Source organism: Mesorhizobium sp. DxT (genome assembly GCF_058448885.1).
The window spans coordinates 628976-655532 of the sequence record NZ_JBZFLJ010000001.1; the positions used below are offsets into that span (position 1 = coordinate 628976).

Annotated in this window: 24 protein-coding genes and 1 pseudogene; 17 read left to right on the forward strand and 8 right to left on the reverse strand. The window is 62.5% G+C overall.

The features are described from left to right. Positions 1–36: 36 nt before the first annotated feature. From ACVJNE_RS02975 to ACVJNE_RS02990, 4 genes are read right to left on the reverse strand one after another with little or no spacing between them, the layout of a single operon-like run. Entirely contained in the window at positions 37–843 is an 807-nt protein-coding gene (locus tag ACVJNE_RS02975) for a hypothetical protein (protein WP_499562817.1), read from the reverse strand. Beyond that, positions 827–2248: a flagellar protein export ATPase FliI gene (gene fliI / locus ACVJNE_RS02980; RefSeq protein ID WP_421926592.1), complete on the reverse strand. Its 1422-nt coding sequence runs from the start codon at positions 2246–2248 to the stop codon at positions 827–829. Before fliI ends, ACVJNE_RS02975 begins: the two co-directional genes overlap by 17 nt. Before the next feature lie 4 nt (positions 2249–2252). Beyond that, entirely contained in the window at positions 2253–2978 is a 726-nt protein-coding gene (gene flgF, locus ACVJNE_RS02985) for a flagellar basal-body rod protein FlgF (RefSeq protein ID WP_368804829.1), read from the reverse strand. A gap of 10 nt (positions 2979–2988) precedes the next feature. Further along, positions 2989–4110 carry a DUF1217 domain-containing protein gene (locus ACVJNE_RS02990; RefSeq protein WP_499562820.1) on the reverse strand — a complete coding sequence of 374 codons (1122 nt, stop codon included), beginning with the start codon at positions 4108–4110 and terminating at the stop codon, positions 2989–2991. Between the two features lie 165 nt (positions 4111–4275). On the opposite strand from ACVJNE_RS02990, the gene motA reads away from it, so the two are divergent. From motA to ACVJNE_RS03020, 6 genes and pseudogenes are all read left to right on the forward strand, one after another. Next, positions 4276–5151, forward strand: coding sequence for a flagellar motor stator protein MotA (gene motA / locus ACVJNE_RS02995; protein WP_368804831.1), 876 nt, complete (start codon positions 4276–4278; stop codon positions 5149–5151). Between the two features lie 10 nt (positions 5152–5161). Further along, on the forward strand, positions 5162–6085 hold the full coding sequence (locus tag ACVJNE_RS03000; protein WP_173193136.1) for a FliM/FliN family flagellar motor switch protein: 924 nt from the start codon (positions 5162–5164) through the stop codon (positions 6083–6085). Between the two features lie 43 nt (positions 6086–6128). Beyond that, positions 6129–6605: a flagellar motor switch protein FliN gene (gene fliN, locus ACVJNE_RS03005; RefSeq protein WP_379014865.1), complete on the forward strand. Its 477-nt coding sequence runs from the start codon at positions 6129–6131 to the stop codon at positions 6603–6605. A gap of 41 nt (positions 6606–6646) precedes the next feature. Next, positions 6647–7657, forward strand: coding sequence for a flagellar motor switch protein FliG (locus ACVJNE_RS03010; protein ID WP_499562823.1), 1011 nt, complete (start codon positions 6647–6649; stop codon positions 7655–7657). Between the two features lie 31 nt (positions 7658–7688). Continuing rightward, a pseudogene (gene flhB / locus ACVJNE_RS03015) lies at positions 7689–8779 on the forward strand (flagellar biosynthesis protein FlhB). Next, a complete protein-coding gene (locus ACVJNE_RS03020; RefSeq protein WP_173193144.1) occupies positions 8776–9216 on the forward strand; it encodes a BspJ family T4SS effector nucleomodulin in 441 nt (146 codons plus the stop codon). The pseudogene flhB and the gene ACVJNE_RS03020 overlap by 4 nt, the downstream one beginning before the upstream one ends. Before the next feature lie 2 nt (positions 9217–9218). Here the strand turns inward: ACVJNE_RS03020 and ACVJNE_RS03025 are convergent, their stop codons facing one another. From ACVJNE_RS03025 to ACVJNE_RS03040, 4 genes are all read right to left on the reverse strand, one after another. Beyond that, positions 9219–9953 (reverse strand): helix-turn-helix transcriptional regulator, encoded by a 735-nt coding sequence (locus ACVJNE_RS03025; RefSeq protein ID WP_499562825.1) that lies wholly within the window; start codon positions 9951–9953, stop codon positions 9219–9221. 30 nt (positions 9954–9983) lie between these two features. Continuing rightward, entirely contained in the window at positions 9984–10682 is a 699-nt protein-coding gene (locus tag ACVJNE_RS03030) for a helix-turn-helix transcriptional regulator (protein ID WP_499562827.1), read from the reverse strand. 349 nt (positions 10683–11031) lie between these two features. After that, positions 11032–11823: a polysaccharide deacetylase family protein gene (locus tag ACVJNE_RS03035; RefSeq protein WP_499562829.1), complete on the reverse strand. Its 792-nt coding sequence runs from the start codon at positions 11821–11823 to the stop codon at positions 11032–11034. Positions 11824–11871: 48 nt separating this feature from the next. After that, positions 11872–13275 carry an oligosaccharide flippase family protein gene (locus ACVJNE_RS03040; protein ID WP_499562830.1) on the reverse strand — a complete coding sequence of 468 codons (1404 nt, stop codon included), beginning with the start codon at positions 13273–13275 and terminating at the stop codon, positions 11872–11874. Positions 13276–13485: 210 nt separating this feature from the next. Here ACVJNE_RS03040 and ACVJNE_RS03045 point away from each other — a divergent pair, with 210 nt between their 5' ends. The 11 genes from ACVJNE_RS03045 (at position 13486) to flgK (ending at position 26556) form a co-directional block, all read left to right on the forward strand. Then, positions 13486–14460 (forward strand): glycosyltransferase family 2 protein, encoded by a 975-nt coding sequence (locus ACVJNE_RS03045; protein ID WP_499562832.1) that lies wholly within the window; start codon positions 13486–13488, stop codon positions 14458–14460. 78 nt (positions 14461–14538) lie between these two features. Further along, positions 14539–15921, forward strand: coding sequence for a GumC family protein (locus ACVJNE_RS03050; protein ID WP_499563204.1), 1383 nt, complete (start codon positions 14539–14541; stop codon positions 15919–15921). Positions 15922–16045: 124 nt separating this feature from the next. After that, complete coding sequence (fliF, locus tag ACVJNE_RS03055; RefSeq protein ID WP_444726295.1) at positions 16046–17689, forward strand: flagellar basal-body MS-ring/collar protein FliF; 1644 nt, start codon at positions 16046–16048, stop codon at positions 17687–17689. Next, complete coding sequence (locus ACVJNE_RS03060; protein WP_499562834.1) at positions 17689–18342, forward strand: hypothetical protein; 654 nt, start codon at positions 17689–17691, stop codon at positions 18340–18342. Before fliF ends, ACVJNE_RS03060 begins: the two co-directional genes overlap by 1 nt. Beyond that, the gene (locus tag ACVJNE_RS03065) at positions 18339–19607 is read left to right on the forward strand and encodes a MotB family protein (protein ID WP_499562836.1); all 1269 of its coding nucleotides are present in this window, start codon (positions 18339–18341) and stop codon (positions 19605–19607) included. The genes ACVJNE_RS03060 and ACVJNE_RS03065 overlap by 4 nt, the downstream gene beginning before the upstream one ends. Next, complete coding sequence (locus ACVJNE_RS03070) at positions 19604–20806, forward strand: MotC family chemotaxis protein (RefSeq protein WP_499562838.1); 1203 nt, start codon at positions 19604–19606, stop codon at positions 20804–20806. The genes ACVJNE_RS03065 and ACVJNE_RS03070 overlap by 4 nt, the downstream gene beginning before the upstream one ends. Further along, positions 20803–22323 carry a flagellar hook-length control protein FliK gene (fliK, locus tag ACVJNE_RS03075; protein WP_499562840.1) on the forward strand — a complete coding sequence of 507 codons (1521 nt, stop codon included), beginning with the start codon at positions 20803–20805 and terminating at the stop codon, positions 22321–22323. Before ACVJNE_RS03070 ends, fliK begins: the two co-directional genes overlap by 4 nt. Then, on the forward strand, positions 22271–22843 hold the full coding sequence (locus ACVJNE_RS03080; protein ID WP_499562842.1) for a transglycosylase SLT domain-containing protein: 573 nt from the start codon (positions 22271–22273) through the stop codon (positions 22841–22843). The genes fliK and ACVJNE_RS03080 overlap by 53 nt, the downstream gene beginning before the upstream one ends. Positions 22844–22991: 148 nt before the next feature. Continuing rightward, positions 22992–23660, forward strand: coding sequence for a response regulator transcription factor (locus tag ACVJNE_RS03085; RefSeq protein ID WP_173193166.1), 669 nt, complete (start codon positions 22992–22994; stop codon positions 23658–23660). A gap of 124 nt (positions 23661–23784) precedes the next feature. After that, the gene (locus ACVJNE_RS03090) at positions 23785–25074 is read left to right on the forward strand and encodes a flagellar hook protein FlgE (protein WP_499562844.1); all 1290 of its coding nucleotides are present in this window, start codon (positions 23785–23787) and stop codon (positions 25072–25074) included. A 33-nt stretch (positions 25075–25107) separates the two neighbouring features. Then, complete coding sequence (gene flgK / locus ACVJNE_RS03095; RefSeq protein ID WP_499562846.1) at positions 25108–26556, forward strand: flagellar hook-associated protein FlgK; 1449 nt, start codon at positions 25108–25110, stop codon at positions 26554–26556. The last annotated feature ends 1 nt before the right edge of the window (position 26557 follow it).

Genomic DNA, 26557 nt, shown 5'->3' on the forward strand with positions numbered 1-26557 from the left:
CCTAGGGAGTGAGTCTTGCGTGGACCTTGCGCGCGGTCAGCGCTGCAATTCGACGACCTTGTCGAGGGTCGTCACGAGCACCCAGTTTCCGTCCCGCTGCTCGATCGAAGCCACCTCGCTGGCGTCGGGCAGACGAGAACCGCGCTGCACGACCCAGAGCCCGTCATCGTCCTCGATCATCGCGCGGCCATTGGCGACATGGACCAGCTTGAAGCTTATGAGATCGGATGGAAACGGCTGCTCCGAGGCGGGGATGGCCCGAACCTCATCTTCTTCTCCCGGCAGCGTGGCGGTGGGGAAGAAGTCCAGGTTCATCTTCGGCACTTCGCCGGTTGAGAAAGGCTGGTTGATCAACGCCGGCTGATAGACCAGATTGGACGGCGGCGTTACCGAGCCGCGGCCTTCGAAAATAAACTCGCGAACGCCGAACTGCTCCTGATTGAAGAAGATATACCAGGGAAACAGCGCGCAGGTCAGGCCGAGTGTAACGCCGAGCGCTGCGACAACGATATCGCTGCGGTCCCGTTTTTTGGCTTTTGGCGGCAGCGCAGCAGGCTTTGCAACCTGCGCGGGCGGCGAGGAACTGACACGGGCGGCCTTGGGCGCCTTGAACTCTTCGAAGGGAGCCGGCTCCTCCTTCCTGCGGAACCCCAGGCGATGCAGCAAACCCTTTTTTTCGTGACGACTGGCGAGCTTGGCCTGATATGCGTCACGCTCAGCCTGGTCGCGTTCGTGATAGAGCGTCCTGATGGCCACATCGCGCGCTTCGGCAAGCGCAGTTCCATCGCCCGCGAGCCGCGGACGTCCCTTGTGTCCGAGGCCAAGCCTATTCGACAGGTTCATCGACCGGCTTCTCCTTGCTCCTCAGGTGGCGGGCGAGATCGGCGAACGGATCTGGCGAGACCCTGTCCTGCGGCGTCTGCGTCAGCGCCTCGTATATGGTCGGCACCTGCCGGACCGCGAGATCGAGTTCCGGATCCGCGCCGGGCTGGTATGCGCCAAGCAACCTTATGTCGCGGGTATCCTCGAAGCGGGCGATCATGCTGCGCAGGCGCGTCACCAGTATCTGCTGCTCCTTCGTCCACGCCTTCGGCGCAAGCCGCGAGATCGAAGCAAGAGGATCGACCGGTGGATACCGCCCCTGCTCGGCGATCGAACGGTCGAGCACCACATGGCCGTCGAGAATACCGCGGATGGAATCGGCGACCGGATCGTTGTGATCGTCACCGTCAACCAGCACCGAAAGAATGGCTGTGATCGACCCGGCGCCATCGACGCCTGGGCCTGCCCGCTCCAGAAGCTTCGGAAGATCGGTGAAGACCGAGGCGGGATAGCCGCGCGCGACCGGGGGCTCGCCGACACCAATCGCCACTTCCCGCAGCGCGTGAGCAAAACGTGTGATCGAATCCAGCACCAGCAGGACGCGCTGCCCCTGCTCGCGGAAATGCTCCGCAACACGCATCGCCATATCCGGCGCGCGCTTGCGCATCATCGCGCTTTCGTCGCTGGTCGCCACAACCGCCACGGTCTTGGCCAGGCTCTCCGCGCCGATGGTATCTTCGAGGAACTCGCGGACCTCGCGTCCTCGCTCGCCGACCAGCGCCACCACAACCGTGTCGAACGCTTCCGCGCTCGCAAGCATCGCCAGCAGCGTGGACTTGCCGACGCCGGAGCCGGCGAAGATGCCGAGACGCTGTCCGAAGCAGATCGGCGTGAAGATGTCGATCACGCGCACGCCGGTCCTGAAACCGGTGGCTACCCTCTGGCGGGACATTGCGAGAGGGGCGGCCGCCGCCTCCCCGGCTTTACCTTGCAAAAGGGGACCAGCGCCATCGACCGGCCGACCAAGAGCGTCGATCACACGGCCACGCCATGAAGCATGGGGAGCAGCGCCGCGCCCGGTCTGAATGAAGACAGGGTCGCCGATACCCGCATCCGCGTTGCGTTCATATGGAGCCACCAGCACTTCTTCCGGGCCGATCCTCACGATCTCGCCGGAGCGCGCACCCGATGCCGACCGATGCTCGATGACGTCGCCGAGCCGCGCGCTCGCCGAGATTCCGCGCACGCGGTAATGGCTGGGCGAAACCTCGTCGATGCGTCCGCCGTTGCGCAGGAGCATGCGGTCACCGGCGAAGCGGGATTGCAGATGCTCCAGTGCATGCAGCGTCGTCTCCGGCAGGTCTGCCGGCGTCGCGGACACGGCGGCTTCCACCGGCAAGGGCTGGATGTCAGGCTCGGCGGCCATGAACCTACCTGTTCGGTCCAAGCGTCGAGATCGCCTGATCGAGCGCATTCTCGCTGTCGCGGATCAGGGCCGACGTCTGCTCGAACGCGCGCTGAACCTGAATCAGGCGGGTAATCTCCTGCACCGGGTTCACGTTCGAATCCTCGACGAAACCTTGGGCAACGCCGATGTCCATACGGTCGACGATGGGTTCGGGCGGACCGAACGGCACGATACCGGAGTTTCCAAAGCGCTGGAAATTGATACCGGGCTGGAAATCAAAGAGACCGATCGCACCGATCTGAACACCGTTCTGGCGCAGTGAGCCATCGGCCCCTGCCTCCGGAGGACCTCCCTGCGGATTGAGCTGGATCGGCGCACCGCCAGCGTCAAGCACGCGGTAGCCTTCGAGCGTGACGAGTTCCCCCGTATCGAGCATCGTGAAGCGACCATCACGAGTCATGACCGGGCCCTGCGGCGTCTCGATGCCGAACCACGCGTCGCCCTGAATGATGAAGTCGAGCGGATTTCCGGTCTCGCGAATACCGCCAGCCTGCTCCGACAGATAGGTGTCGCCGGAAGAAACGAACGAAACGGATTGCGACCCCAGCCCGCTGACCAAGTCCTCGAACTTCACACCGGTGGCGCGAAAGCCGACCGTGCTCGCATTGGCAACGTTGTCGGCAATGGTTGTGAGACGTTTGTCCAGCGCGATCTGCGAGGACAGGGCGACGTAGATTCCGGATTGCAAGGTTCGTTTCCTATCGTTGCATCTTGGCGATCGCCATCATGGTGTCCATCGAGATGCCGAACTCCATCGGCTGGAACAGACTGACAAGCATGGACTCAGGCGACGTGGTCGGATTGTTGATTTCCCACATCGTCGCGAAGCGCTCCATGAGCTTGCCGAGCTTTTCGGGGTCCTGAAGATCCTTGAGATCGAGTTTCGACTCGATGAGCTTCGCCTGCTTGTCCACGTCGAGCTGGGCGACCGAGTCGGGCAGCCCGAGCAGCGTCCGCACCACCGTGCCGAGCGCCTTGTCGCCCAGGATCTGATAGGCGTTTGTGATCTCGCCTGCCTTGCGCTCGAAATAGAGTGCAAGCCGAACGCCTTCGTTCTGGACACCGGCATCCTCTTCCAGCTTCTGGCGGAGGAACTTGTCGACCGACGGCTGCAGCGCGGCGTTGTTGGTCGTCGCGTGCTCGCCCAGCCGCACGAAATCGAACGTAGCGACAAATTTCGCCCACTGCTCGTTCTCGTCCTTGTTTGCCGGGCTGTTCGGATCAGCCACGCCGCCTTCCAGCATCTTGCGTACCAACGCCTTGTCATCCAGGGCATCTTCGAGGTCGAAGGCGGACAAGGCGTAGGTCAGCAGCCGTTCGTTATCCTTGTGCAGGAACTGATCGATCGATTTCACGCTGCCGATGTTCTGGGCGTAGTTGGCGCTTTCCTGAACGTGGAATTCGGACGGCTGACCTTCGGAGGGCGTGTGCATGCCCAGATAGAGATCGATCACCGGGTGCTGGGCCAGCGTGTAGGTCGTCGCGAATTCGCCATAGGCTGCAAAATTGAAGCTCTTGACGAACTCGGCGTAGCGCTTGTCGATCAGCTTGTTGGCGAAGCTTTCCGGGTCCGTGATGCCCTCTTCCAGCGCCTTGACCATGAAAGCCTTGGCATAGGTCATGTCTTCAAGGCCATGAGCCTTCATGGCGTAATTGAAGAGCCGAGGATTATCGACGAATTCCTTGATCGAACGAACCTTGCCGATATTGGCGAGGTAATATTCGGTATCTCTTTGCACCACCGGTTGCTTCTCGACGCGCTCAAGCGACTTGTCGAGATCACGGGTAATCAGGTTGTAACTCATATACGTATTGAGCACGCACGCCTCCATTCCACCGGATGGTCGGTCAGTAGATACCCACAAAATGCTTGCGCGAAGCTGAACGGCACCGGTTGCATGCGATGCACCTGCCCCCATTCAAGCTTCGCGCAAGCCCGGCACGATAGGCAGCAGAATGACAGCGCGCATGTAGAGGTGGACCCCGTGGGCATTCTGATCGGTTTTGTGGTGATCTTCGGCTGCGTCCTTGGCGGCTACATGGCCATGGGCGGGCATCTCGACGTGCTCATGCAGCCTTGGGAACTGGTCATCATCGGCGGCGCCGGTGTCGGCGCTTTTCTGATCGCCAACCCGGTTTCAACCGTAAAGGACTCCGGCAAGGCGATCATGGAAGCCTTTCGCCATCAGGTGCCGACCGAGCAGGACTATCTGGAGACGCTCGGCGTACTGCATAGCCTGATGCGTGAATTGCGTACGAAGTCGCGCAACGAAGTCGAAGCGCATATCGACAATCCTGACGAATCCTCGGTTTTCCAGGCATTTCCGCGCGTGCTTTCGAACCGCGACCTGACCAACTTCATCTGCGACTACTGTCGCATCATCATCATCGGCAACGCCCGTCCATTCGAGGTCGAGGCGCTGATGGACGAAGAAATCCACACCATCAAACATGACAAGCTGAAGTCCTATCATGCGCTGGTGGTGCTGGCCGACGCATTCCCCGCGCTGGGCATCTGCGCGGCCGTTCTGGGCGTGATCAAGGCCATGGGCGCCATCGACCAATCGCCGGAAATCCTCGGCGGCCTCGTCGGCGCCGCTCTTGTCGGCACGTTCCTCGGCATCTTCCTCAACTACGCGGTGGTTGCGCCGATCGCCCAGAAAGTGAAGATCGTACGCGACAAGAAGAACAGGCTGTATGTCATCGTGAAGCAGACCCTGCTTGCATACATGAACGGTTCGCTGCCGCAGGTCGCCCTCGAGTTCGGTCGCAAGACCATCTCGGCTTACGACCGCCCGTCGATCGACGCGGTCGAGCAAAGCACCCTGCACGCCGCCGACGCGGCCAGAAACGCAGCTTAGAGGCGGTAGCGTGAACGACGTCGCGACAGCTCGTAATCCCATCGTCGAACGCCTGATCGGCGACACGGGAGAGCCGGACCACATCATCAAGGCGGCACGCGCTTTGGGCCTGCGGGCCCTGCCCGCAATTCGCCAGAGCCTCAACGAACAGGTCTCCTACCCGATTGAGATCGAAGTCGAGTCGGTTGCCTTGAGCCGCATGGCAGAAGCGCGCCGTGCAGACGTCGAAAACGACGCGCTGGTCGTCGCGGCGTCCGCGACCTCTCCGGATGCGCTGATGCTGATCGCCGATGCCGGCGCTATCGCCCTTCTGGTAAGCGCGCTTTTCGGTGGCGATCCCGATATGCCGGTCACCCCTATCGATCGCGCCCTGACCTCGATCGAGCTCGAACTCGCCTCGGTGGTCTTCGAGGCAACAGCGAAGGCACTCAACGGGTCGGGCGTGCGCGCGCTTTCGATAAAGTTCCCGATGCCGTCCGCCATTTCCGGCAAGGACCTGAAAAAGCTTGTGATCCGCGACGGCCCCGCCGTCCGCATCGCCTTCACGCTCATCACGCCGTCCGGCGAGGGACGCTTCACGGTGATGATGCCGCAGCGCGTGTTGCTCCTGCACCGGGGCGACGCCGGCGCGGACCTGCCGCAGGAGCAGGAAGCGGAATGGAGCGCACGCTTCAGCGAGGAGGTGATGCGTTCGGGCGTCCGGGTTGAAGCGACCATCCCGTTGTCGCGCATGACGCTTGGCGAATTGTCAGAGCTGTTTGTTGGCCAGGTGCTGGAAATGCCGGAGACCGCACCGACAAGCGCACGGCTGTCGGCGCGCCGCAAGACGCTTTTCACCTGCGAGTTCGGCAAGATCGGCCAGAACTTCACGGTTCAGATCATAGAGCCCTACGACGCGGGCAAGGAATTCATCGCCGGGCTTGTGCCGCGCTGAGCCGCGGGATCGGTTGCCGAAACAAGCCTTCAAGGAGACGAACATGAACACATCCATCCCCGATTTCGACAAGCTCGGCACGCTTGGTAATCCCGACGAGACTGCCGGCTTCGGCGAGGATCGCCAGGAAGAAGAGCTGAACAAGGCCATCGAGGAGCTGCGCGGCGTCCTCCACGATGAGGAAACTGTGGAAATGTCGGACCTGTCCGACGATGAAGCAGCGCCCGCGGCCCCGGCGCGCAGCGAGCGCGCGCCCAGCCAGAGCGGGAATACCAACATCATCATGAACATCCCTGTGGACGTTCAAATCGTGCTGGGTAGCGCCGAAATGCCGGTTTCGGAGCTGATGGCGCTTCAAAAGGGCTCTACCGTGGCGCTTGACCGCCGTATCGGCGAGCCGGTCGACGTTGTCGTCAACGGTCGCAAGATAGCCAGCGGTGAGATCACCGTCCTGGAAAACGACCCTTCACGTTTCGGCATCAAGCTCACGCAGATCATTGATACTGCCAAGCCCGGCTAAGCCGTTATAAACTCGGGTTGCGAATCGGGGACAGTGTCGGAATGAGCCTGGAAGGCAAGCTGACGAAGGCTCAGAAAGCCGCCGCCATCATGGTGGCCATGGGCAAGCCATCGGCTGGCCGGCTTCTGCGTTTTTTCAAGCATGAGGAACTGAAGGCGCTCATCGACGCAGCCCGCATGCTCCGCACAATTCCGCAGAGCGAGCTTGAGAACATCGTTGCCGAGTTCGAGGAAGAATTTACCGAAGGTGCCGGCCTGCTCGATTCCGGCGACCAGATGGACACCATCCTCAACGAATCGCTGTCGCCTGAGGAAATCAGCGCGCTGATGGGCTGGGGCAAGCCGTCGCTTATGAGCGACGAGGCGCCGCCGATCTGGCCTGACCTTGCAGAAATGCCGGCGGAACGGCTTGGCGCGCTGCTTGAAGGCGAGCACCCGCAGACGATCGCGATGGTGTTCTCCAATCTGGAGTCCCAGCCTGCCGCAAACGCGCTTCTCACCTTCGAGAAATCGACGCGACGCGAGGTGCTTCGCCGGATGCTGTCGATGACCACCGTCCAGCCTGCCGCCAAGCAGCTCGTCGAAAACCAGCTTCGCATCCGCATTGCCGCCGATTCGACCGGCAAGGACGTGTCGGCCGGCCAGACCCGCGTTGCCAGCCTGCTGAACGAACTCGACAAGACCATACTCGACGAGCTTGTTTCGGACCTCGAAGAGAGCGGCGTCGAAGGAATCGAGGCTGTCAAGGCAAGGCTCTTCACCTTCGACGACGTCGTCACGCTCGACCAGAAGGCCCGCGTTACCCTGTTTGACGGCATCTCGACCGAACTCGTCACCATGGCGCTTCGCGGCGCGCCGCAGGACCTGGCCGAAGCCGTTCTGTCGGCGATCGGCGCCCGCTCGCGCCGCATGATCGAATCGGAACTGACGATCGAATCCGATGCTGCAACCCCGGCGGAGATTGCAAAGGCGCGCAAGCGCATTGCTGCAACGGCGATCGGTCTCGCGGCGACCGGCGCGCTCGAACTCCCTGCAATGCAGAGCGCCGCCTGACCTCTTCGTCCTCTGCTGAACGGGTTGCTTGATGGCCGAACAGGCGGACAAGGAAAGCAAAACAGAAGAAGCCACGGAAAAGAAAATCCGTGATGCGGTCGAGAAGGGACAATTGCCCTTCGCCAAGGAGGTGCCCGTTGTCGGCTCGTTCCTGGCAATCCTGGTCTTCCTGATCTTCATCGCACAGTCGGGCGCGATCGAGCTTGCCGGTTTCCTGTCGATGTTCCTCGAGCGTCCCGAGAGCTGGTCACTGGCCACCGAACACGATGCAGTGCTGCTGTACCGCCAGGTATTCCTGGAAATCGCCAAGCTGCTGGCAAGCCTGATGGCGTTGCTGGTGGGAGCCGGCATCGCGGCATCGTTTTCCAGAACGTGCCGCGCTTCGTGGGCGAACGTATCCAGCCCAAGCTCTCGCGCGTTTCACCAAAGGAAGGCTGGAGCAGGCTGTTCGGCCAGAAGGGACTGGCGGAATTCGCCAAGTCGTTGGGCAAGCTCGTCTTCGCCGGCGCGGTGCTCGCCTTCACGATGCGAGACGCGCAGACGAGGCTCCTGGCCGGCATGATCACCCAGCCGGAAGCGTTCGGTGCGGTCATCCGCGAAATCGCAATCGAGATCGTGGTGGCGATAACCGTCATCATGGTCGTCATCGCCGCGGTCGACCTGCTGTGGACACGTTTCCACTGGCGGCAGGACCTGCGCATGACCAAGCAGGAGGTCAAGGACGAGATCAAGCAGGCTGAGGGCGATCCGATCATGCGCGCACGGCTGCGCTCGCTGCAGCGCGACCGCGCACGCCGCCGCATGATGGCCGACGTTCCGAAGGCCACGCTCGTCATCGCGAACCCCACGCACTTCTCGATCGCGCTGCGCTATGTGCGGGACGAAACGCCCGCTCCCGTCGTCGTTGCAAAGGGGCAGGATCTTGTGGCGTTGAAGATCAGGGAGATCGCGGAAGCACACGAAATCCCGATTTTCGAGGATGTGACGCTCGCCCGCTCCATGTACAATCAAGTTTCAGTGGATAGTGTGATTCCGCCTCAGTTCTATCAGGCGGTCGCCGAACTCGTTCGGGTCCTATACGCAAACAAGGCAGCCCCCGCTGCAGGCAGGGTGACGTCATGAACCGCCAGCCACATTCATCCACCCGCGAGATAATCGTGGCCAACGCCATCAAGGAGGTGGTGAGCGAACTGCGCCTTGTCGATGTGGGCGATTATATCGCCTATATCCGCCTTGAGCGGTTCGCCAGCGTGGCCGATCTCGTCGATTCCGCCGCAGAACTCTACTTCGAGCCCGGCACGGTGCGACTTGGCCACGGCGGCGAGGCCCACGCGAGTTGGAGCCATGCTCCCCGCATTGTCCTCGACCTCGAATTGCGGCCCATGGGCGTCACCGTCTATTTCGCGCTGACGATGACCGCCAAGCATGCGTCGGTCGAGGTCAACTACGTTTCGTTCGACAACGCCTCGCCCGATCCGCTGGAGAACAATGCGTTTCTCGAAGCCGCACTCGAACGCGCCCGGATCCGCAAAAGCGAGCCGGCGGTCGCGAGCAAATAGCTTCAGTCGATCAGGCCGCTGCGAAGCGCCTTGGCAACTGCATGAATGCGGTTGACGGCATTCAGCTTGTGCGTCGAATTGGTGAGATATTGGTTGGCCGTATGCACAGACAGACCGAGCGAAGACGCAATGTCCTCACTGGTCATTCCGCTGGCTGTCAGCCGCAGGCATTCGATCTCGCGCTTGGATACCGGCAGGGCCTTGGCGCAGTCCTGGAGCCGCTGCTTGGCAACCTCGCCGAAAAGCGCGAAACAGCGCGCATGAACGTCGCATAAGCCGGCTTCGTCGATCACGATGCTGTTGCCCGCGAAAGCGATCACACCGCTGCGCCCGTGCTCCAGCGAAACCGGAAACGCAATCCCGCAAGTATCGGACTCTGTCGGGTTTTCAATCTCGTCCGCCCAGCAGCGCGCGCCAGCACTCGGAAAGGGCTGGGCCCCTGCGGGACGCCACCACAGCGGCACGGTCGACTGGGCGATCTGCCGCGCAAATGCGCCCGCTTCGCGTGCCGACAGGGCCTTGGAAAGAAACGAAACACCGGGAAAATCGCTGTCGAAAACCGGCGCCAGACGCCTGCTCTCGCCTTGGGGCGACAGGAACTGAAGGCTGAAGCTCTCGGCATTCATCGTGTCGGCGATCCTGCGACACACGCGCACGGCCTCCGGCAGGCCGGTCACGGGCTGCGGGCTCCATTCCGCCGGCAGGCTCCAGCCGGTCAGCTTTTCTTCGTCAAACATTCGTGCTCCCCCGAGCCCTGACCGCAGCCATCAGATGATCCCGCTTCTGATTGCAGTGGCGATCGCCATTGCGCGATTGCTGGCGCCAAATTTCTGGATCGCGTGCGCAACGTAGCTGTTCACGGTATTGGATGACACGCCGAGGATCACCGCGACCTCGTCGGTCGTCTTTCCCTGAGACACCCAGGCGAGGCATTCGCGCTCGCGCTCGGACAGCGGATCGCGGGAGGCGCGACTGCCTGTGGCCGTGAAGAATTGGTTGAGCGCGTAGCAGCAGGCCATGTGGGCACGCGCCAGCGCTGCCGCATTGATGCCATGTCGGATCTCCCCCGAAAACAGGGCGAAGATGCGCGTGCCGCCCGCGTCGAGCTTCTGACAATAGAGCTCGGCATGACCGTGGTCTCGCAGGGCGCGCCTTTCCTCGGATGAAAGAAACGTGGCCTCGGCGGTCACGATGGCACGCGGCTGCATGCCCGGACCCGTTGCATTGCCGCTCTCGATGACGGCGGCGATGCCTTCCGTGCCCAGATCTTCGAGCGCGTCGAATATCCAGTTTGAGGTGATGATGCGGACGGATTTCGGCCCCCGCTCCACGGACGGCTCGACCAGCATGTAGCGGTCAGCGCAGATCTCGCTACAGGTGCGTCGCATGAACCGCGCAAGCCCCGCACGCGACGTCACCGGTCCTGGTGCGTCCTGCGTCGTCTGAATCGGGGCGGCCTGTGTCATCGGTCCGTCGGGTTGCCGGCCATCATGGCGCGGTGATTGTCGGAAACTCGCAAACGCAAGCGCGAATCCAGCTAACGCCCCGCGACATCGCGAGACCGCCCAGACAACGCTGTTACGGACAAACTCATTTCAGCGGCAGGAAAACGGCCCGCACGACACGCCCTGGCAGAGCGGTCACAGCCTGAGGTCGGCACAGGAATCCCGGAAAACAACCGACGCCCTGAAGTGCGCCAATCCGCGAATCACTTTCGCCCGCCCAAACCCGCTTACATGCAGAGTGATATGTATCCGATTGATTCGCGTCAAGATTCCGCAGCAGGGCGGCTTAACAAAATGCTTTAAGGATTCGTTAATGCGGCTTTTCAGCACCACCGGCGATCGCCATGGCTTCCCGCATCGGCGCCACCGTGCAGCCAGCGGCCAACACCCGCTCGACCGCCTGTGAAAGCAGGCGCGGCGAGCACCCATGCTCGCTCGGCCCCTCCTGCACATCGTGGGTGTAGAACACCAGCCAGGCATTGCTGCGAACCGCCTCGCCGATGATTTCGTCGAGGCCCTTTTCATCGAGCCTGCAATCGTAGAGCTGGACGGCGAGAAGCTGCGCGCGGTCGGCTTTGCCTGTGTTGAGGCCATGCCGCACACCCCGGCTGTTGGCAAAGCGCCGGGCCGTCAGCGCCTTCTGCGAAAAGCCGACGGCGCCGTAAGGGTAGGCGAAGCTGACCGGCTCGGCGCGTGGATCGACGGCGGTCAGCCACTGCCTGTTACGGTCGAACTCCTCCGCAAGCCTGCGTGCATCGAGCGTCTGCACCACGGGGTGCGAGAAGGTGTGGCAGCCGACTTCGTGGCCACGGTCGAGGAGATAGGGCACATCGGAAGGCACGAAAAAGTTGTATGGCCCGAACGTACCGCCGGCGAGGCCACCTGCCAGGTAGAACGTGCCACGACATCCCTGTTGCTCCAAGATGCGGGCGCCGTTGATGATGGCGCTGTCGGGCACATCGTCGAAGGTGAAGCTTACGACAGGCCGGTCAAGCGATAGCTGCACCGGATGCCGCCGCAGCCAGAGCGCCGCCGCCCGGTCGATCCGGCTCGGCAGATCGTGATTGGCTCCCTCGGCGAGAATGACCGGTCTCGCGTTCATCGCGTCGTCTCCGTTCAAAGCGCCCGGGTAATTTCGGGCATGTTCATGTCAGCGGGCGAAGGCGAGGACATGTCTCACCACCAGCCGCGCGGCAAAAAGGTCGTAGTACCAGAGCACCATGCCCGCACTGCCCGAGATCAGGACCAGGTCGGTGACAATACGCACGAGATCTTGCTGGATCACGCTCGCCAGCGCGAGATGAGCAAGCCAAACGGCAAAGCCCGCGGTCGCGATCCAGACGATGTCCAGAAGCGGCACCGGCATGCGGAATGATGTGGTGCGCCAGAACATCACCACCGCACAGCTTGTGCACTGGCCCGCAATCAGGGCGATGGCCGCACCATGCTCGCGCATCTCGGGCACCAGCAGCGCCACAAGGATGACTGTGACGGCGAGTTGCAACGCGGAAGCGTAGAACTGCAGCAGTCCTGACGGCAGGAAGTAGACGATCTGACCGAAATAATAGGTGCGGAAGACAAGGATAGAGCTCGCGACCAGCAGCAGGGGCAGCAGTTCCTTGGCGGATGCATGGAATTGCGCGCCGAAGAAGACCGCGATGATCGTATCCTGCAATGCGAGCACGAGAACCGACCCGAATACGGTTATGACGGCGATGGTACGCATCGCCTCGTTGAGCGCCCGCTTGACATCGCCGTGGCGCCCCTCCGATGCCGCCCGCTTGGCGAGTGTCACCAGCGAAAGCGCGACCACTTCGCCGAATACGAAGAAGCCCTGCTTGAGGAAATCGGCCATCGCTCCGTAGGGGCCGATACTGGCCGAGCCGTAGAAATGACCGAGCGCGAGGCGATCGACGTTCTGGGCAAGCGCCCACGTGCCGCCGGCCAGCATAAGCGGCCAGCCGTAGCGCAGAAGCTCGATCACAGTCTCTCGCCGGAAGCCGCGAAAGAGCTCGCGCCGATAGGTGATGAACATGGGAACCGCGGAGATAAGGTAGGCGCTTGCGACCGCAATCGGCAACGCCACCGCCTCGTCGGCAAAAAGCGTCAAGGCCGCACTGCCCAGGGCCACGGTCAATATGGACCGCAAAATCGTAGCAGTCGCCGACAGGGCGGGTGTCATGCGCGTGCGCGGCACGGTGACCGCGAATTCATGGATGGCGAGCCCGGCCGTCATCATGAACAACGCCAGCGCGAAAGTCGGCGTCAACGTGCCTTGCCAGATGAGGAATGCCATCGGCGTTGCGACAATGGTGAGCGACGTCAGCTTCATAGCCAGCGCGCTCGAGATGTAGCGAACGCGCGCCGTCTCACGAAAACGGGCGAAGAATGCTTCGTCGATCCAGAACGTCATCGTGCCGTGGAGGATGAACGACCACGCGAGCACGAGCAGATATGTGCCGTATGTCTCGACGCCGCCAAGACGCGTGAAGACCGCTACGGCAAGCAGGTTCAAGCTTGCCGAGGCGATCCTCGATCCCAGAAATACGAGCATGCCGTTCTTGTGGTGCATCAGCCGCCCAGACGATCCTTCCGCGTTCCGTCACAGCATCGAAAGCAAGCGGCGTGCCGTTTGCCCGCTCCGGCCACAACATCCCCGCCTCGCCCGCCTGACCGCTTATTGGCCCATGACTTGCAAAGCTCAGGACAACGAGCACGGCACGGTATCCCATGTGTCGTTTCGAAACAGTGTGGAGTTCAATTCGTGGACAGGCAGGCGGCGCAGAACCTGAATCGGGACAAGTCCTCCGTGGCGATGGCGGCACGGTCGGGATCGGTCAGCGTCGTCATTCCCGTGCACAATGCCGCGCCCTTCATAGCCGACACCATTGCCAGCGTTCTGGCGCAGGGCGATTGCGTTCGCGAGGTGATCGTCGTCGACGACGGCTCGTCCGACGGCAGCGGCGAGGTGGCAGCGGCTTCTGGCGACCCGCGCGTCCGCGTGATCACCATGAAGTCCTCCGTCGGCGTATCGGCAGCACGCAACATCGGTGTGCGAGAAACGTCAGGCGAATGGCTCTATTTCATCGACGCCGACGACGTCGCCCGCCCCCGCGCACTGGCTCAACTCATCGAAGCCGCTGCGACGAAACCCGAAGCCGGCCTCGTTTACGGTGATTACGACCGGATTCGCCAGGACGGCGCTTCCGCTGGCAACCGCCGCCATTTCATGGCGATGCGCCGCAAGCCGACGGGCGATGTACTGGAGAGCATCGTGCAGAAGAACTGCATGGTGGTCGGCGCCCAGATCGTAAAGCGGGAGATATTCGATGCCTGCGGAGGCTTCGCCGAAAACCTGCGCAAGCTCGAGGACTGGCACTTCTGGTGCATGGCGGCGGCGCGCACCGAGTTTCTTTTCGTGCCGGGCCTCTACGTCATGAGCTACCGCGTGCACGAAACCAGCACAATGCATACGCGCTTGCTGCCTTTCGATGCGGTCAGGCCGGGTATCGAAGCGGTCTACACGGACCCTACGATAACGAGGCGGCTCGATGCGAAGCGGCTGGCCGGTTTTCGCCGCAGCACCGAGGCGGCGATGTTGAGTTACCTCGCGTCGGTCGCGGTGCGCCTCGGCACTTACCGAGCGGGGTTGGCGATGATTTTTCATTCGATCCGGCGCGACCCGGCGCATGGCCCCCGAGCCATGGCGCAGTTCGCCGGGGCGTTTGTGGGGCTTTAGGCGGACAATTGTTCCAACGCCGGGGGAATCCGGCATAGGATAAGGATGCGGCAAATGACTTTGGCGAACTATGAGGACATGACCTCGTATCGCGGCGGCGGCACGCAACAGGCCTCTGGCCCAGCATTTATCGACCTGCGAAAGCTGGTGGGTACGCTGCGCGACAACCTGCGCCTGATCGTCACCACGATGATCCTGCTCGCGGTCGGGGCGGTATTGGTCGCGGCACTGTTGCCGTCCACCTACGTCGCCTCCACTCGCATATTGATCGATCCGCGCGGCCTGCGTGTCGTCGAGAACGAGGTTACGCCGCCCGCACAAACCGCCGAGGCCAACACCGCGGTTGTCGAAAGCCAGATGCGCGTGATGATCTCCGACAACGTGCTTCGCAAAGTCGTTGTTCAGGAAAATCTGGCAACTGACCCCGATTTCGGCATGCGTCGCGGAATGCTCTCCGGTTTGAAAGATGCCCTCGGCCTTGGTGGTTCCGGGCCGGGCGAGTCGCCGGAAATTCAGGCGCTGCGTGCGCTGTGGGAGTCGGTCAGCGTGTGGCGGGCACCGGAAAGCTACATCGTCGACATCAGTGTCCGTACAAGCGATCCGCAAAAATCTGCCCGCCTCGCCGCAGCCATCGCCGAAATTTACGTCAGTTCGGAAATCGAACAGCGCGGCGATACGGCAAGACAAGCATCCGATGCGCTCTTCAGCCGACTGGATGAACTGCGCGCTAATCTCGCAGCCGCCGAGGAGGCCGTCGAGAACTACCGGGCCGAAAATCGCATCGTCGATGCTGACGGCGCGCTGGTCAGCGAGCAGCAGGTCCGTCAGCTTCGGGCCGAACTGACCCGCGCTGAGGTCGAGACCTCGCGCGCGGAGGAAAAGTACCAGCAGATCCGCGGGATGACCGAGCGCGGCGCGAGCATCGAGTCCCTGCCGGAAGCCCTTCTTTCCAGCACGATAGCCAGCCTGCGGTCGTCCTACGTCACAGCGCTGCGCGAAGAGCGTTCGTTGAGCAGGGAATTGATGGGCCGTCATCCGGAATTGATACGCGTGCGCGAACAGGTCGCGGCACTGCGTAGCCAGATCGATGCGGAACTGCGCCGGATCGCGGTTTCGGCCGAACAGGAACTGGACCGCGCACGGCAGAACCAGGCGCAGCTTGTCGCCATGCTCAACCAGTCCGAGAACCAGTCGCTGGGCACCAAGCAGGCCCTGGTGCAGTTCCGGGAGCTCCAGCGCGAGGCGCAGGCAAGCCGGATGGTCTATGAGTCTTATCTGGTGCGTGCGCGCGAACTTGACGAGCAGCAGGGGCTGAACACCACCAGCGCTCGTGTCATCTCGCCGGCGCTTGCGCCTGTAAAACCGCGCGGCCTGTCCCTGTCAGCCGTTTTCATTCTGGCATTGGCCGCAGGCGCCGGGCTTGGCGCAGTCCTCGCGTTGGCACGCTCGGCAATGGACTGACCCGCTCGAAACGCCGCGCGACAACCTCAATATGCCACGGGCCGCCAAGCTGGCGGCCCGATTTCATTTTCGCACAAGCTTCGCTGCCTATTCTGCCAATGCCGCATTTCCGGAGCGTGAAGCCGTGCCTGAACAAATCAAGACCCTCATTGCCAATCTCCGCAGCTTCGGGCCGAAGCGCCTCGCCATGCTTGGCGGTGTCGGCGCGGCCGTGATCGCCATCATATTGACGGCCTCGATCTATCTGAACCGACCATCTTACGAGACGCTTTATGTCGGACTCGACCGCAACGATGTCGGCCAGATCGGCATAGCACTCGGCGAGGCAGGCATTCGCTACGACGTATCGAGCGAAGGCACGAGCGTCATGGTGCCGGTCGGAAGCACCGGCCAGGCGCGCATGCTGCTCGCCGAGCGCGGCCTGCCGACGAGCAGCAACGCCGGTTACGAGCTCTTCGACAATGTCGGCTCCTTCGGCCTCACCTCCTTCATGCAGGAAATCACCCGCGTTCGAGCGCTGGAAGGCGAGATCGCACGCACCATCCAATCGATCGCCGGCATCAAGTCGGCGCGCGTGCACATCGTCATGCCCGAGCGCGCCAGCTTCCGTCGCGAAGAGCAGGCTCCGACCGCCTCGGTCGTGATCCGCGCCGCCCGCGAGGACGGCATCAAGGCCGCCGTGGCCATCCGCCACCTGGTCGCCGCTGCCGTGCCGCGGCTCAATGCAGACAAGGTGACGGTACTCGACGCGTCGGGCGACCTGCTCGCCGCGGGAGACGACCCGGCCAACAACAGCTTCACCCGCTCGCTGACGGTCGAGCGCACTGTCGAGACGCAGATCGAGGACAATATCCGCCGCGCGCTGTCACCCTATCTGGGCCATGAGAACTTCCGCGCCAGCGTCAAGGCCGACATCAACACCGACAGCCGCCAGACCGAGGAGATCATCTTCGATCCGGAATCGCAGGTCGCCCGCTCCATACAGTCGGTGCGCGCCAACGACGAAGCCAGCCAGCGGCAGGCCGCACCGCCGACGACCGTCCAGCAGAACCTGCCGGAAGAAAACGTCGAAGGCGGCGAAGGTCCCGCCTCATCCGAGCAGCGCGAACGGCGCGAAGAGACGACGAACTACGAGCTCAACTCCAAGCGCGTCGCGACCGTCAGCAACGGCTACACGGTCGAGCGTCTGTCGATCGCCGTCGTGGTCAACAGCGAACGTATCGCCGCCGTGCTCGGCGAGAATGCGACGCCGGAACTCGTGGAGCAGCGGATCGCAGAAATCCGCCAGGTGGTGGCTTCGGCGACCGGGTTCGACGAGGCGCGCGGGGACAGCATCAACGTATCTTCTGTCGAATTCATCGAGAGCATGGTCGGCACGGAAATGGCAGCACCCGGCTGGCTTGAAATGGCTGGCCGCCACACCGGAACGATGGTCAACGCGCTGGCCTTCATCGTGGTTGTCTTCCTTGTATCGTGGTTCGGCCTGCGCCCGATGATGGCGGCGGTCACCAAGAAGCAGGGCGATGACGCGATGAACTTCGACGACATCCAGCTTTCGCTCCCCAATCCGCTCGACTCCATGCAGCTTCCCGACGTGATGGGTGGTGAGAACGGTGAAGGCTACAGCTTCCCCGACCACATGGCCGACGACATCCGCTTCAAGATAAAGCCGGCACCGCAGGACCGGCTGGCCCAGATGGTCGATCTCAACGAGGAACGTTCCGCACTGATCCTGCGTAAGTGGACCAGCCAGGAGCTCGCTGCCTGATGGCTTCCAGTGCCCTGGCCAAAGCATTGAAGGATTTCGGCGCGCGGCCGCTCGAAAGCGCCGGTGTGTTCACGCCGGCGCCGAGCTTCGCCGTTCCCGATGCCGTTTTGCCGACGCTTCCCGACTTTCCGACATTCGACCCGGTGGACACGGATGCATTGGTGGCCGATGCGGTTACGGCCGCCGAAGCCGATTTGGCGGAGCGTCTCGAAAGCCAACATGCCGAGGCGCTGGAAACCCAGCGCGTCCAGCATGCCGAAGAAGTCGCAGCGCTGCAGCAGCGCTTTGCCGAGGAAGCGAGCGAGCTCATTCTCAAAAGCATCGAAAGCATGGAAACACGCGTCGTCGAGCTGACGACCGCTGTGACCGCACGTATACTGGGCGTGGTGCTGACGGATGACGTCCGCGAGCGCTCCATCGAGCGCCTCGGCTCGGTCATCCGCGACGCACTCGACGACGATGAAGCTGTTCGTATCCGCGTGCGTGGCAGCGTTCCGCTTTATGAAGCGCTGAAGGAAAAGCTCCCGAAATACGCCGATCAGCTCGATTTTACCGAAACGGCCGACTTCGATATTTCGGTCGCGATCGATGACAGCGTGTTCGAAACCCGTCTCGCCGAATGGTCGACGGCCCTTTCGAAGGCCCTGTCATGAGTGCGTTCGACGCAGAGGAAGGCAAGCGCGAGATCATCATCGTACGCCGCGGCGGCGGCGACCACGAGGAAGGCCATCACGGCGGCGTCTGGAAGATCGCATTTGCCGATTTCATGACCGCCTTGATGTGCTTCTTCCTTGTGATGTGGCTCGTCAATGCAACGAACGAGGACACCAAGGCCGCGATTGCCAGCTACTTCAACCCGATGACGCTGGTCGACACTGCCCCGGCCAGCAAGGGCCTGGACGATCCCGGCGAAAGCTCGACATCGCCGGAGAGCTCGAACAACGATACGGAAGAATCCTCCGACCAGTCCGCCGGCTCGCGCGACCAGCGGTCCGGCCCGGGCGAGCACGCCAATTCGATCGACCAGTCCGCCGACCGCAAGACGTCGGACCAGCATCTGTTCTCCGACCCCTATGCGGTTCTCGCCGAAATAGCCGCGCAGACCGCAACATTGCAGAACGTGTCGGCAAAGGGCGACGGCGGTGCGCAGATCTCCGGCCCGGCAACCGGCGCACAGGGTGGCGAGTCCTATCGCGATCCGTTCGCGCCCGACTTCTGGTCTCAGGAGATCGCCACGGCGGAGGACGCGGCTGAGCTGGACGTATTCCGGACGACCGGCGAGCAGACGCAGCCGGCCGAAGAGAGTGAGCAGGCCAAAGTGAGTGAAGCTGCGGTGGCCACGGTCGAACCGTCCGAAGCGGCCGCGGAGACCGCGCCATCCGCGGAAGCCATGGAACAGCCGGTTGCACCGGCCGAACCCGAGCAACTTCTGAACGAGGAAGGCGCGCTGGCTGAAACGACGCAACTCGCAGAACAGATCCGGCAGGAAATCTCCGACGCGTTCGGGCGAGAGTCGGAATTGAACAGCACCATTTCCGTGGTTGCAGAGGCGGACGGTATCCTCATTTCGGTAACGGACGAACTCAACTACGGCATGTTCGAGATCGGCTCCGCCGTGCCGCAGGGACAGCTTGTTCTCGCCATGGAAGAAATCGGCCGCACCCTCAGCCAGCATGAAGGCACGGTCCGCATCAACGGCCATACCGATGGCAGGCCTTTCCGCAATGCGGAATACGACAACTGGCGCCTTTCGACCGCGCGTGCCCATGCGGCCTATTACATGCTCGTTCGCGGCGGACTGGCAGAAGACCGCATAGGCGAGGTCGCCGGTTTCGCCGACCGCAAGCTGAAGGTCACCGACGACCCGCTTGACGACGCGAACCGCCGTATCGAGATCTTCGTCGAGGTGCCGAGGTGACATCGCGGCGCGGCATGGCGCTCGGCGTTTTGGCGCTTGCGGCCTTCGGTCTCGGCCAGGCGCAGGCTCAGACCGAAGCGGCCGGATTGGCGCCCTATCAGATGGTGCGCTCCCTGCAGCTCGTGCAGGACCGTATCGCCGGCGGCGATCACGCCGCCCTGCCGATGCAGAAGAAACTGCTCGAGATGGTCGACGCCCGCTTCCGCAACGCCGGCAACGACGAGTTCGAGGATCGCCGAAACTTTCAGGCGATGATGATTTACGCGATGAGTGGCGGCAATCCGTCGACGATCGCCGATCTGCTGTCGCGCATGGAAATCGACGACGCCGACCGCGCCGCCGGCGCGGGCGTGCTTGGCTATCTGACTGGCAATGTCGCCCAGGCCCGAGACGCGATGGCCGGCATCGATCCGGACCGCTATGCGCCGGAGTTGGCCGCTTTCCTGGCGCTGGTGAAGGGCTCGGTCGTGGCCGGCGAGGATGCGACGGCAGGCATGGCGATGCTGGACGAAGCACGGCTGGCAGCACCCGGAACGCTCGTAGAGGAAGCGGCACTCAGGCGCACCATCGCGCTGGCATCGGGCGCGGGCGACGCCGAGAAGTTCATGTCGGCCTCAGAGCAGTATGCGCGGCGCTTCCTGCGCTCACCCTACGCGAGCCAGTTCGCGGAGTCTTTCGTCAGCGGCATGATAACGCTGGATCGCGGCAAGCTCGACCTGCGTCGCATCGAGCAGACGGTCGACTGGATGACACGCGAGCAAGCTCACACAGTCTATCTGCGGCTTGCCCGCAAGGCGGCCATTGACGGCGATGCCGAACTCCTCGCATTCGCGACCCGACACAGCACAGGCGATGAGGAGACCGCACCGGAAGAAGTCGATCCGCGCACCGAACTCTATTCCAGCATCTCGTCTGTGACATCCGACACCGTCGAGAACGTCCTGTCGCGCCTGGACGGGCTGGATTCGACACAGCTTTCTTCGCGCGATCGGGCCTTGCTCACCGCAGCGCGCACTGTCGCCGCCGAAGTTGTAGCACCGGTCAAGACAGACGCAGCAGCGCCATTGTGGTTGGAAGATTATCCAACCGAGGAAACCGCGGCTCCAGACCGACCGCTTGACGAAGCAGATGAGCTTGTCGCCTCCACGCGCTCCAGACTGGAGGCGATCGACAAGATGCTTGAGGAAACGAAACAATGATGCCCAACATCACCTTGGGTGGCAGCCCCGCAAATCTGCAGCAGAAAGGCGAACGCAGCGCCAAAAACGGCGAGATCGACGGCATGCGTTTCGACGAAGCCCTTACGATCCGTTCGTCAGAGCGCAAGGCGACGAAGGGTAATGGGGATGACGGTCCGATGGACACACGCCAGGACTGGAAAATAGACCGCTATACGGCGCTGTTCAGGCTCGACAAGACGGCCGACGGCAAGGCACCCTCGGACACACCGGCATTCGGAGATTTCCTGGGCGACCAAGAAGCATCCGCCGATCCGCAACAGTCTGCGGCAACGGCCCCCGAAGCGCTCGTCGATGGCGCGCCTGCAGAACCCAACCTGAATGGTGAAGATAACGCAGAAACCGATGATGCATCCGCATCGACCGATCTGAACATGGCGGACGCTACGGATGCCGGACCGGCGTTCGCATCGCCACAGGCCTCCACGGTCCGTGAACAAGCAGCCAAAACGGCCGAGCCCGCCAGTGTAAAAACCGTGAGCGATCAGGGCGCGCCGAAGAACCCGGCGATCGCGCTTGGCGCCAATGCTGCTGACGCCGACGGGAACGATACGCAGCCTCGCGCCGCAGTTGAGTCTGAACCCCCAAGCACCTCGAAGACACAAGCCGCGCAGGTTTCGGCTGCCGAGCGCGCCGCCGTTCCGGCAGCACCCGCAGACGGCCAGCCGGCGCGCACGCGCACCGCTGCCAACGCGCCGGTTAACGCTGCTGTTGCGGAAAAGCCAGCAGCGGCAACACAGCCGCCCGCGACTATTCAGCAAGAGGGCGCACAGAAGCCCACCACCCCGGCTGCTCCCACTTCGGTCTCCGGCGATTTCTCTGGATTCGTCAGCGCGAAGGAAGGCTCGTTCGCGCGCAGTTCCGCGGCCAATCCGGCTGCAGCAAATGCAGATCCCGTTTCGGCAAAGGTGAATGTACTGAATTTCACCGCGGCGCCCGCTCCGGCCCTGGCCGCGCCTCCTATCCTCAGCACCACGGCGGCAGGTATTGTTGCCGCAGCCGAGGCGGAAGGAACGTGGCGCGCGGCCGCCCAGGATCCCGCAAATTCTGCCGCCCCGCGTGGCACCTCGGCGCCGGGCGGAGTCAATACCCTTCGTATCCAGCTTCAGCCAGTCGAGCTGGGCATGGTGACAGCGCGTCTCGTCGCATCGGGATCGCAACTCTCGATTGAAATACAGGTGGAGTCGAATGATGCGCGCCAGCGCCTGGCCAATGATAGCGAGGTCATCGTCAAGGCGCTGCGCGCGATCGGATACGACATCGACAAGGTGACCATCCAGCAGGGCCCACAGAGCGGCCAGTCATCTGCGCAGCAAGGCGCTTCCGGCCGAAACGACCAGATGCAACCCGATCAGCAGGCTGACCGGAATGCCCGTGGGCGCGGCGACCAGGGCGCTTCTGGACGGGATGGCGGAGGAGCGCGCAATGGCGCAGGCGAGACCATGGCTGACCGCGCTGGCGGCGGCCGCTATATCTAGCATTGCCTGCTTGCCGGCCCTGGCTGCCGGCAATGTCTGCGAAGCGGAAATCCTGCGCGCCTCTGACCGCTATGGCGTGCCGGCCGGCATCCTCTATGCCGTGGGCCTTACGGAGACCGGTCGCAAGGGCAGCCTGCAGCCCAACGCCCTCAACATCGAGGGGCGCGCAGTCTTCCCGCGCTCACTCCGGGAAGCCATTCGCGAATTCGAGAATGCGAGGCGCGGCGGCGCGAAGCTGATCGATCTTGGCTGTATGCAGATCAATCACCATTACCATCGCGAGAAGTTCGCCAGCCTGCAGCAGATGCTCGATCCGCGCCATAACGTCGACTATGCGGCGCGCTTTCTGGTCGAGCTCAAGCAGAGGCACGACACCTGGTCCATGGCCGTCGCCCGCTATCATGCCGGACCCGACAACGATCCGGCGCAGAAACGCTATGTCTGCCGCGTCATCACCAATATGGTCGCCACCGGCTTCGGAAAATGGACATCGGCAGCGCACGAATTCTGCAACCAGTGAGTGCAACAAGCGCCCTGCCACCCCGTTGCCGACTCACACGAATTGACTCCCAAAAAACCAGCTATAAGAAATTGCCATTGTCGGCGATTCCCCGCACCGGTTAACCCTTTATCCACAACTTAGATCAACTGATTCGGAGGGCGGGCCGATGATAGTGATAGTGGACGAGCGCGAGCTCGTAAAAGACGGTTATCACTCACTTTTTGAGCGGGAAGGCGTTGCAAGCGCCGGTTTCGGCTCGAACGAATTCGGCGAGTGGGTTTCCACAGCCGCGGAAGACGACCTGAAGGCAGTTCGCGCCTTCCTGATCGGCGAATGCTCGAGCGACCTCGTGTCGCCGCGCCGCATCAGGGATCGCACAACCGCGCCGGTTATCGCGCTTTCCGATCAGCACTCTCTCGAGAACACCTTGAGGCTCTTTGAGTCCGGTGTGGACGATGTGATCCGCAAGCCGGTTCACATCAGGGAGATCCTCGCACGCATCTCGGCCATCAGCCGCCGTGTGCAGGAGGACAAGCCCTATTCGGAATTCGGGCCGATGCGCATCTTCATCGACGGGCGCGATCCCGAAATCGACGGCGAACCGCTGCCTTTGCCTCGCCGCGAACGGCGCATCCTGGAATTCCTCGCGAGCAATGCCGGTCGTCGCGTGACGAAGACGCAGGTCTTCAACGCGATTTACGGGATCTTCGACGAAGAGGTCGAGGAGAACGTGGTCGAGAGCCACATCAGCAAGCTGCGCAAGAAGCTGCGTGAAAAGCTGGGCTACGACCCCATCGATTCCAAGCGGTTCCTTGGCTACCGGCTCGTAACCTGATGTGCGCGGAAGCAGGCGAGATCGCCTCGCCCCTGTCCCGCTCATCCTCCATACAAGCCAGCTTCACGCAAGACAGGACAGCTACCTTCGGGCTCAGCGGCCTGAATCTTGAGGAGAATCCCGAATGAGCTTGTATGGAATGATGCGCACCGGCGTGTCCGGCATGGCGGCGCAATCAACGCGGCTCGGCACCGTTGCCGACAACATCGCCAATTCCGGCACCAATGGCTACAAGAAGGCGAGCGTCGAGTTCTCCTCGATGATCATCCCGAATTCCGGCACCAGCTATATCTCGGGCGGCGTCGCCACGCAGGTGCGGTATTCGATCTCACAGGCCGGCCCCATCCAGTACACCACGTCCGGTACGGATCTCGCTGTTGACGGAAACGGCTTTTTCGTCGTCCAGAACAGCAACGGCCAGCCTTTCCTGACGCGCGCCGGCTCGTTCGTACCGGACGGTGAAGGCCGCCTCGTCAATGCCGCCGGCTTCCAGCTCATGGGCTACAACTACGAGAACGGCATTCCGAGCACCGTTGCAAACGGCTTTGCCGGCCTCGAGCCGGTGCAGATTTCCGGCCAAGAATTGCAGGCAACGCCCTCTACTTTCGGTACCTTTGCCGCCAACCTTCCTTATGCCGCTCCGGACTGGGCCGGTGTCGACCTGTCGACCAACCCCGCCAACCCGGTCGGGCTCGACGAAGCACTGGAAGACGGATCGGTCGTCAAGACCTCGCTCGTCGCCTACAACAATGTCGGTGAAGAGGTCCTGCTCGACATTTACTTTGCCAAGCAGACCACCGGCGAATGGCAGATGTCGGTCTACTACCAGCCGGACGGCACCGCGGGATCATCTTTCCCATACAGCGGCCCTGCACTGGCAACGGACACGCTCGAATTCGACATCTCGACCGGCAAGCTCGATGCATCCAGCATCAGCTCGCTCACGATCGATCTTTCGGCGCTGAACGGCCAGCCGATCGAACTCGATCTTTCCAAGATGACCAACCTCGCCACCGGCTACTCGCGCGGCGAAGCCGACATGAACGGCAATGCGCCTTCCGCTGTGGAGCGCGTGACCATCGGCAAGGATGGCGTCATGTACGCCGAATACGCAAATGGCGGTCGCACGCCGCTCTACAAGCTGCCTCTGGCCACGGTACAGAGCCCCGACATGCTCAGGGTCGAGCCGGGCAACGTCTTCTCTGCCGGACTCGAGTCCGGCAACGTCCAGATCGGCTTCGCAGGTGGCGGCGGACTGGGCGACATACTTTCCGGCGCGGTCGAAAACTCCAACGTCGACATCGCCGAAGAGCTTACGAGCATGATCGAGTCGCAGCGCAACTACACCGCGAATTCGAAGGTCTTCCAGACCGGTTCCGATCTCATGGACGTTCTGGTGAACCTGAAGCGGTAGGAGTGACGGTGCTGGGTAGGGAATAGGGGAAAGATGTCACTTTCGACTGCACTTAATATTGCGCAGAATTCGCTCCTGAATACCCAGCGCCAGACCACCGTTGTCTCGCGCAACATCGCGAACGTATACAACGCAGACTATGCCCGTCGCACTGCAATGCTTTCCAGCCTTGCGCCGGGCGCCCGCGTGGCCGAAATCCGGCGCGCCACCGACGCCGCGCTCTTCCAGCAGAACCTGACGGCACTCTCGGGCTACAAGGCCCAGGGTGTCATCGTGAGCGGCCTTGAGCACATCACGATGTCCGTCAACGGGGTCGAAAACGCCACGTCACCCTCGACGATGATCGCAAAGCTGCAGGAGGCCTTGCAGCTCTATTCTTCGACCCCTTCGAACCGGACACTGGCCGAAAATGCCGTGGAGATGGCCCGTCAGGTACTTGGCAGCCTCACCGAAGGCACCAAGTCGGTTCAGTCCCTGCGCACCGACATGGACGCCCAGATTTCGACGGGTGTGAACGAACTCAACAAGCTTTTGGCGGATTTCAAGTCCGTCAACGATGCCGTGGTCAAGGGCACTCAGGCCGGACGCGATGTGCTCAACGAGTTGGACACGCGCGACGCGATCCTGAAGAAGATCGCCGAATATGTGCCGATTTCCACGATCTCGCGCAGCGCGAACGATCTGATGATTGTGACCGCGGACGGGACGACCTTGTTCGAGACCGTACCGCGCCACGTTGCTTTCGAGAGCACGGCGGCATTCGGCCCTACCACGTCCGGTAACGCCATCTATGTCGACGGCGTGCGCATAGCCGCAGCCAACGGCGCAAACACCAGCGCCGGCGGCTCGCTGGCGGCCATGATGCAGATGCGCGATGGCTACGCCACCGGCATGCAGGCACAATTGGATGAGGTCGCCCGCGGCCTCATCAAGGCGTTCGCCGAGGTGGACCCAGGCAATCCGGCCGATATTCGGCCCGGCCTGTTTACATGGCCTGGTGCGCCGGGCATGCCCGCCGACGGCGTGCTGGAAACCGGCCTTGCCGGCATGATCACCTTGAACGCGCTGATCGATCCGCAGCAGGGTGGCAACCCTGAACTTCTGCGCGACGGCGCAAGCTTCGACCTCAATCCGAACGATCACGCCAGTTTCAACGAGCTGCTCCTGCGCTTCACCAACGCGCTGGATGCTCCTGTCGACTTTGTGACCGTGGCTGGAACCACGGCCAGCATGGGCCTGCAGGATTATGCCACGAACACGATCAGCTGGCTGGAAGACGCGCGCAAGACCGCTGCCGGCGCCGCGGAGACCAAGGGCGCTTTGATGATGCGCACCGGCGAGGCCCTTTCAAACGTGACCAGCGTGAACGAGGACGAAGAAATCGCCCTGATGCTGGAACTCGAACGCTCCTATGCGGCATCCGCAAAGATGATGCAGATCATAGACGAGATGCTCGAGACGCTGCTCAATACGGTGAGATAGG

Excerpts from the sequence above, each read along its gene's own strand:
- ACVJNE_RS03035 (WP_499562829.1), bottom strand. The coding sequence starts at position 11,823 with ATGAACGCGAGACCGGTCATTCTCGCCGAGGGAGCCAATCACGATCTG.
- ACVJNE_RS03040 (WP_499562830.1), bottom strand. The coding sequence starts at position 13,275 with ATGCTCGTATTTCTGGGATCGAGGATCGCCTCGGCAAGCTTGAACCTG.
- fliI (WP_421926592.1), bottom strand. The coding sequence starts at position 2,248 with ATGGCCGCCGAGCCTGACATCCAGCCCTTGCCGGTGGAAGCCGCCGTG.
- ACVJNE_RS03030 (WP_499562827.1), bottom strand. The coding sequence starts at position 10,682 with ATGACACAGGCCGCCCCGATTCAGACGACGCAGGACGCACCAGGACCG.
- flgK (WP_499562846.1), top strand. The coding sequence starts at position 25,108 with ATGTCACTTTCGACTGCACTTAATATTGCGCAGAATTCGCTCCTGAAT.
- ACVJNE_RS03065 (WP_499562836.1), top strand. The coding sequence starts at position 18,339 with ATGAGTGCGTTCGACGCAGAGGAAGGCAAGCGCGAGATCATCATCGTA.
- ACVJNE_RS03010 (WP_499562823.1), top strand. The coding sequence starts at position 6,647 with ATGAGCCTGGAAGGCAAGCTGACGAAGGCTCAGAAAGCCGCCGCCATC.
- ACVJNE_RS02975 (WP_499562817.1), bottom strand. The coding sequence starts at position 843 with ATGAACCTGTCGAATAGGCTTGGCCTCGGACACAAGGGACGTCCGCGG.
- ACVJNE_RS03050 (WP_499563204.1), top strand. The coding sequence starts at position 14,539 with ATGACCTCGTATCGCGGCGGCGGCACGCAACAGGCCTCTGGCCCAGCA.
- ACVJNE_RS03020 (WP_173193144.1), top strand. The coding sequence starts at position 8,776 with ATGAACCGCCAGCCACATTCATCCACCCGCGAGATAATCGTGGCCAAC.
- fliN (WP_379014865.1), top strand. The coding sequence starts at position 6,129 with ATGAACACATCCATCCCCGATTTCGACAAGCTCGGCACGCTTGGTAAT.
- ACVJNE_RS03085 (WP_173193166.1), top strand. The coding sequence starts at position 22,992 with ATGATAGTGATAGTGGACGAGCGCGAGCTCGTAAAAGACGGTTATCAC.
- ACVJNE_RS03025 (WP_499562825.1), bottom strand. The coding sequence starts at position 9,953 with ATGTTTGACGAAGAAAAGCTGACCGGCTGGAGCCTGCCGGCGGAATGG.
- ACVJNE_RS03090 (WP_499562844.1), top strand. The coding sequence starts at position 23,785 with ATGAGCTTGTATGGAATGATGCGCACCGGCGTGTCCGGCATGGCGGCG.
- ACVJNE_RS03080 (WP_499562842.1), top strand. The coding sequence starts at position 22,271 with ATGGCGCAGGCGAGACCATGGCTGACCGCGCTGGCGGCGGCCGCTATA.
- fliK (WP_499562840.1), top strand. The coding sequence starts at position 20,803 with ATGATGCCCAACATCACCTTGGGTGGCAGCCCCGCAAATCTGCAGCAG.
- ACVJNE_RS03060 (WP_499562834.1), top strand. The coding sequence starts at position 17,689 with ATGGCTTCCAGTGCCCTGGCCAAAGCATTGAAGGATTTCGGCGCGCGG.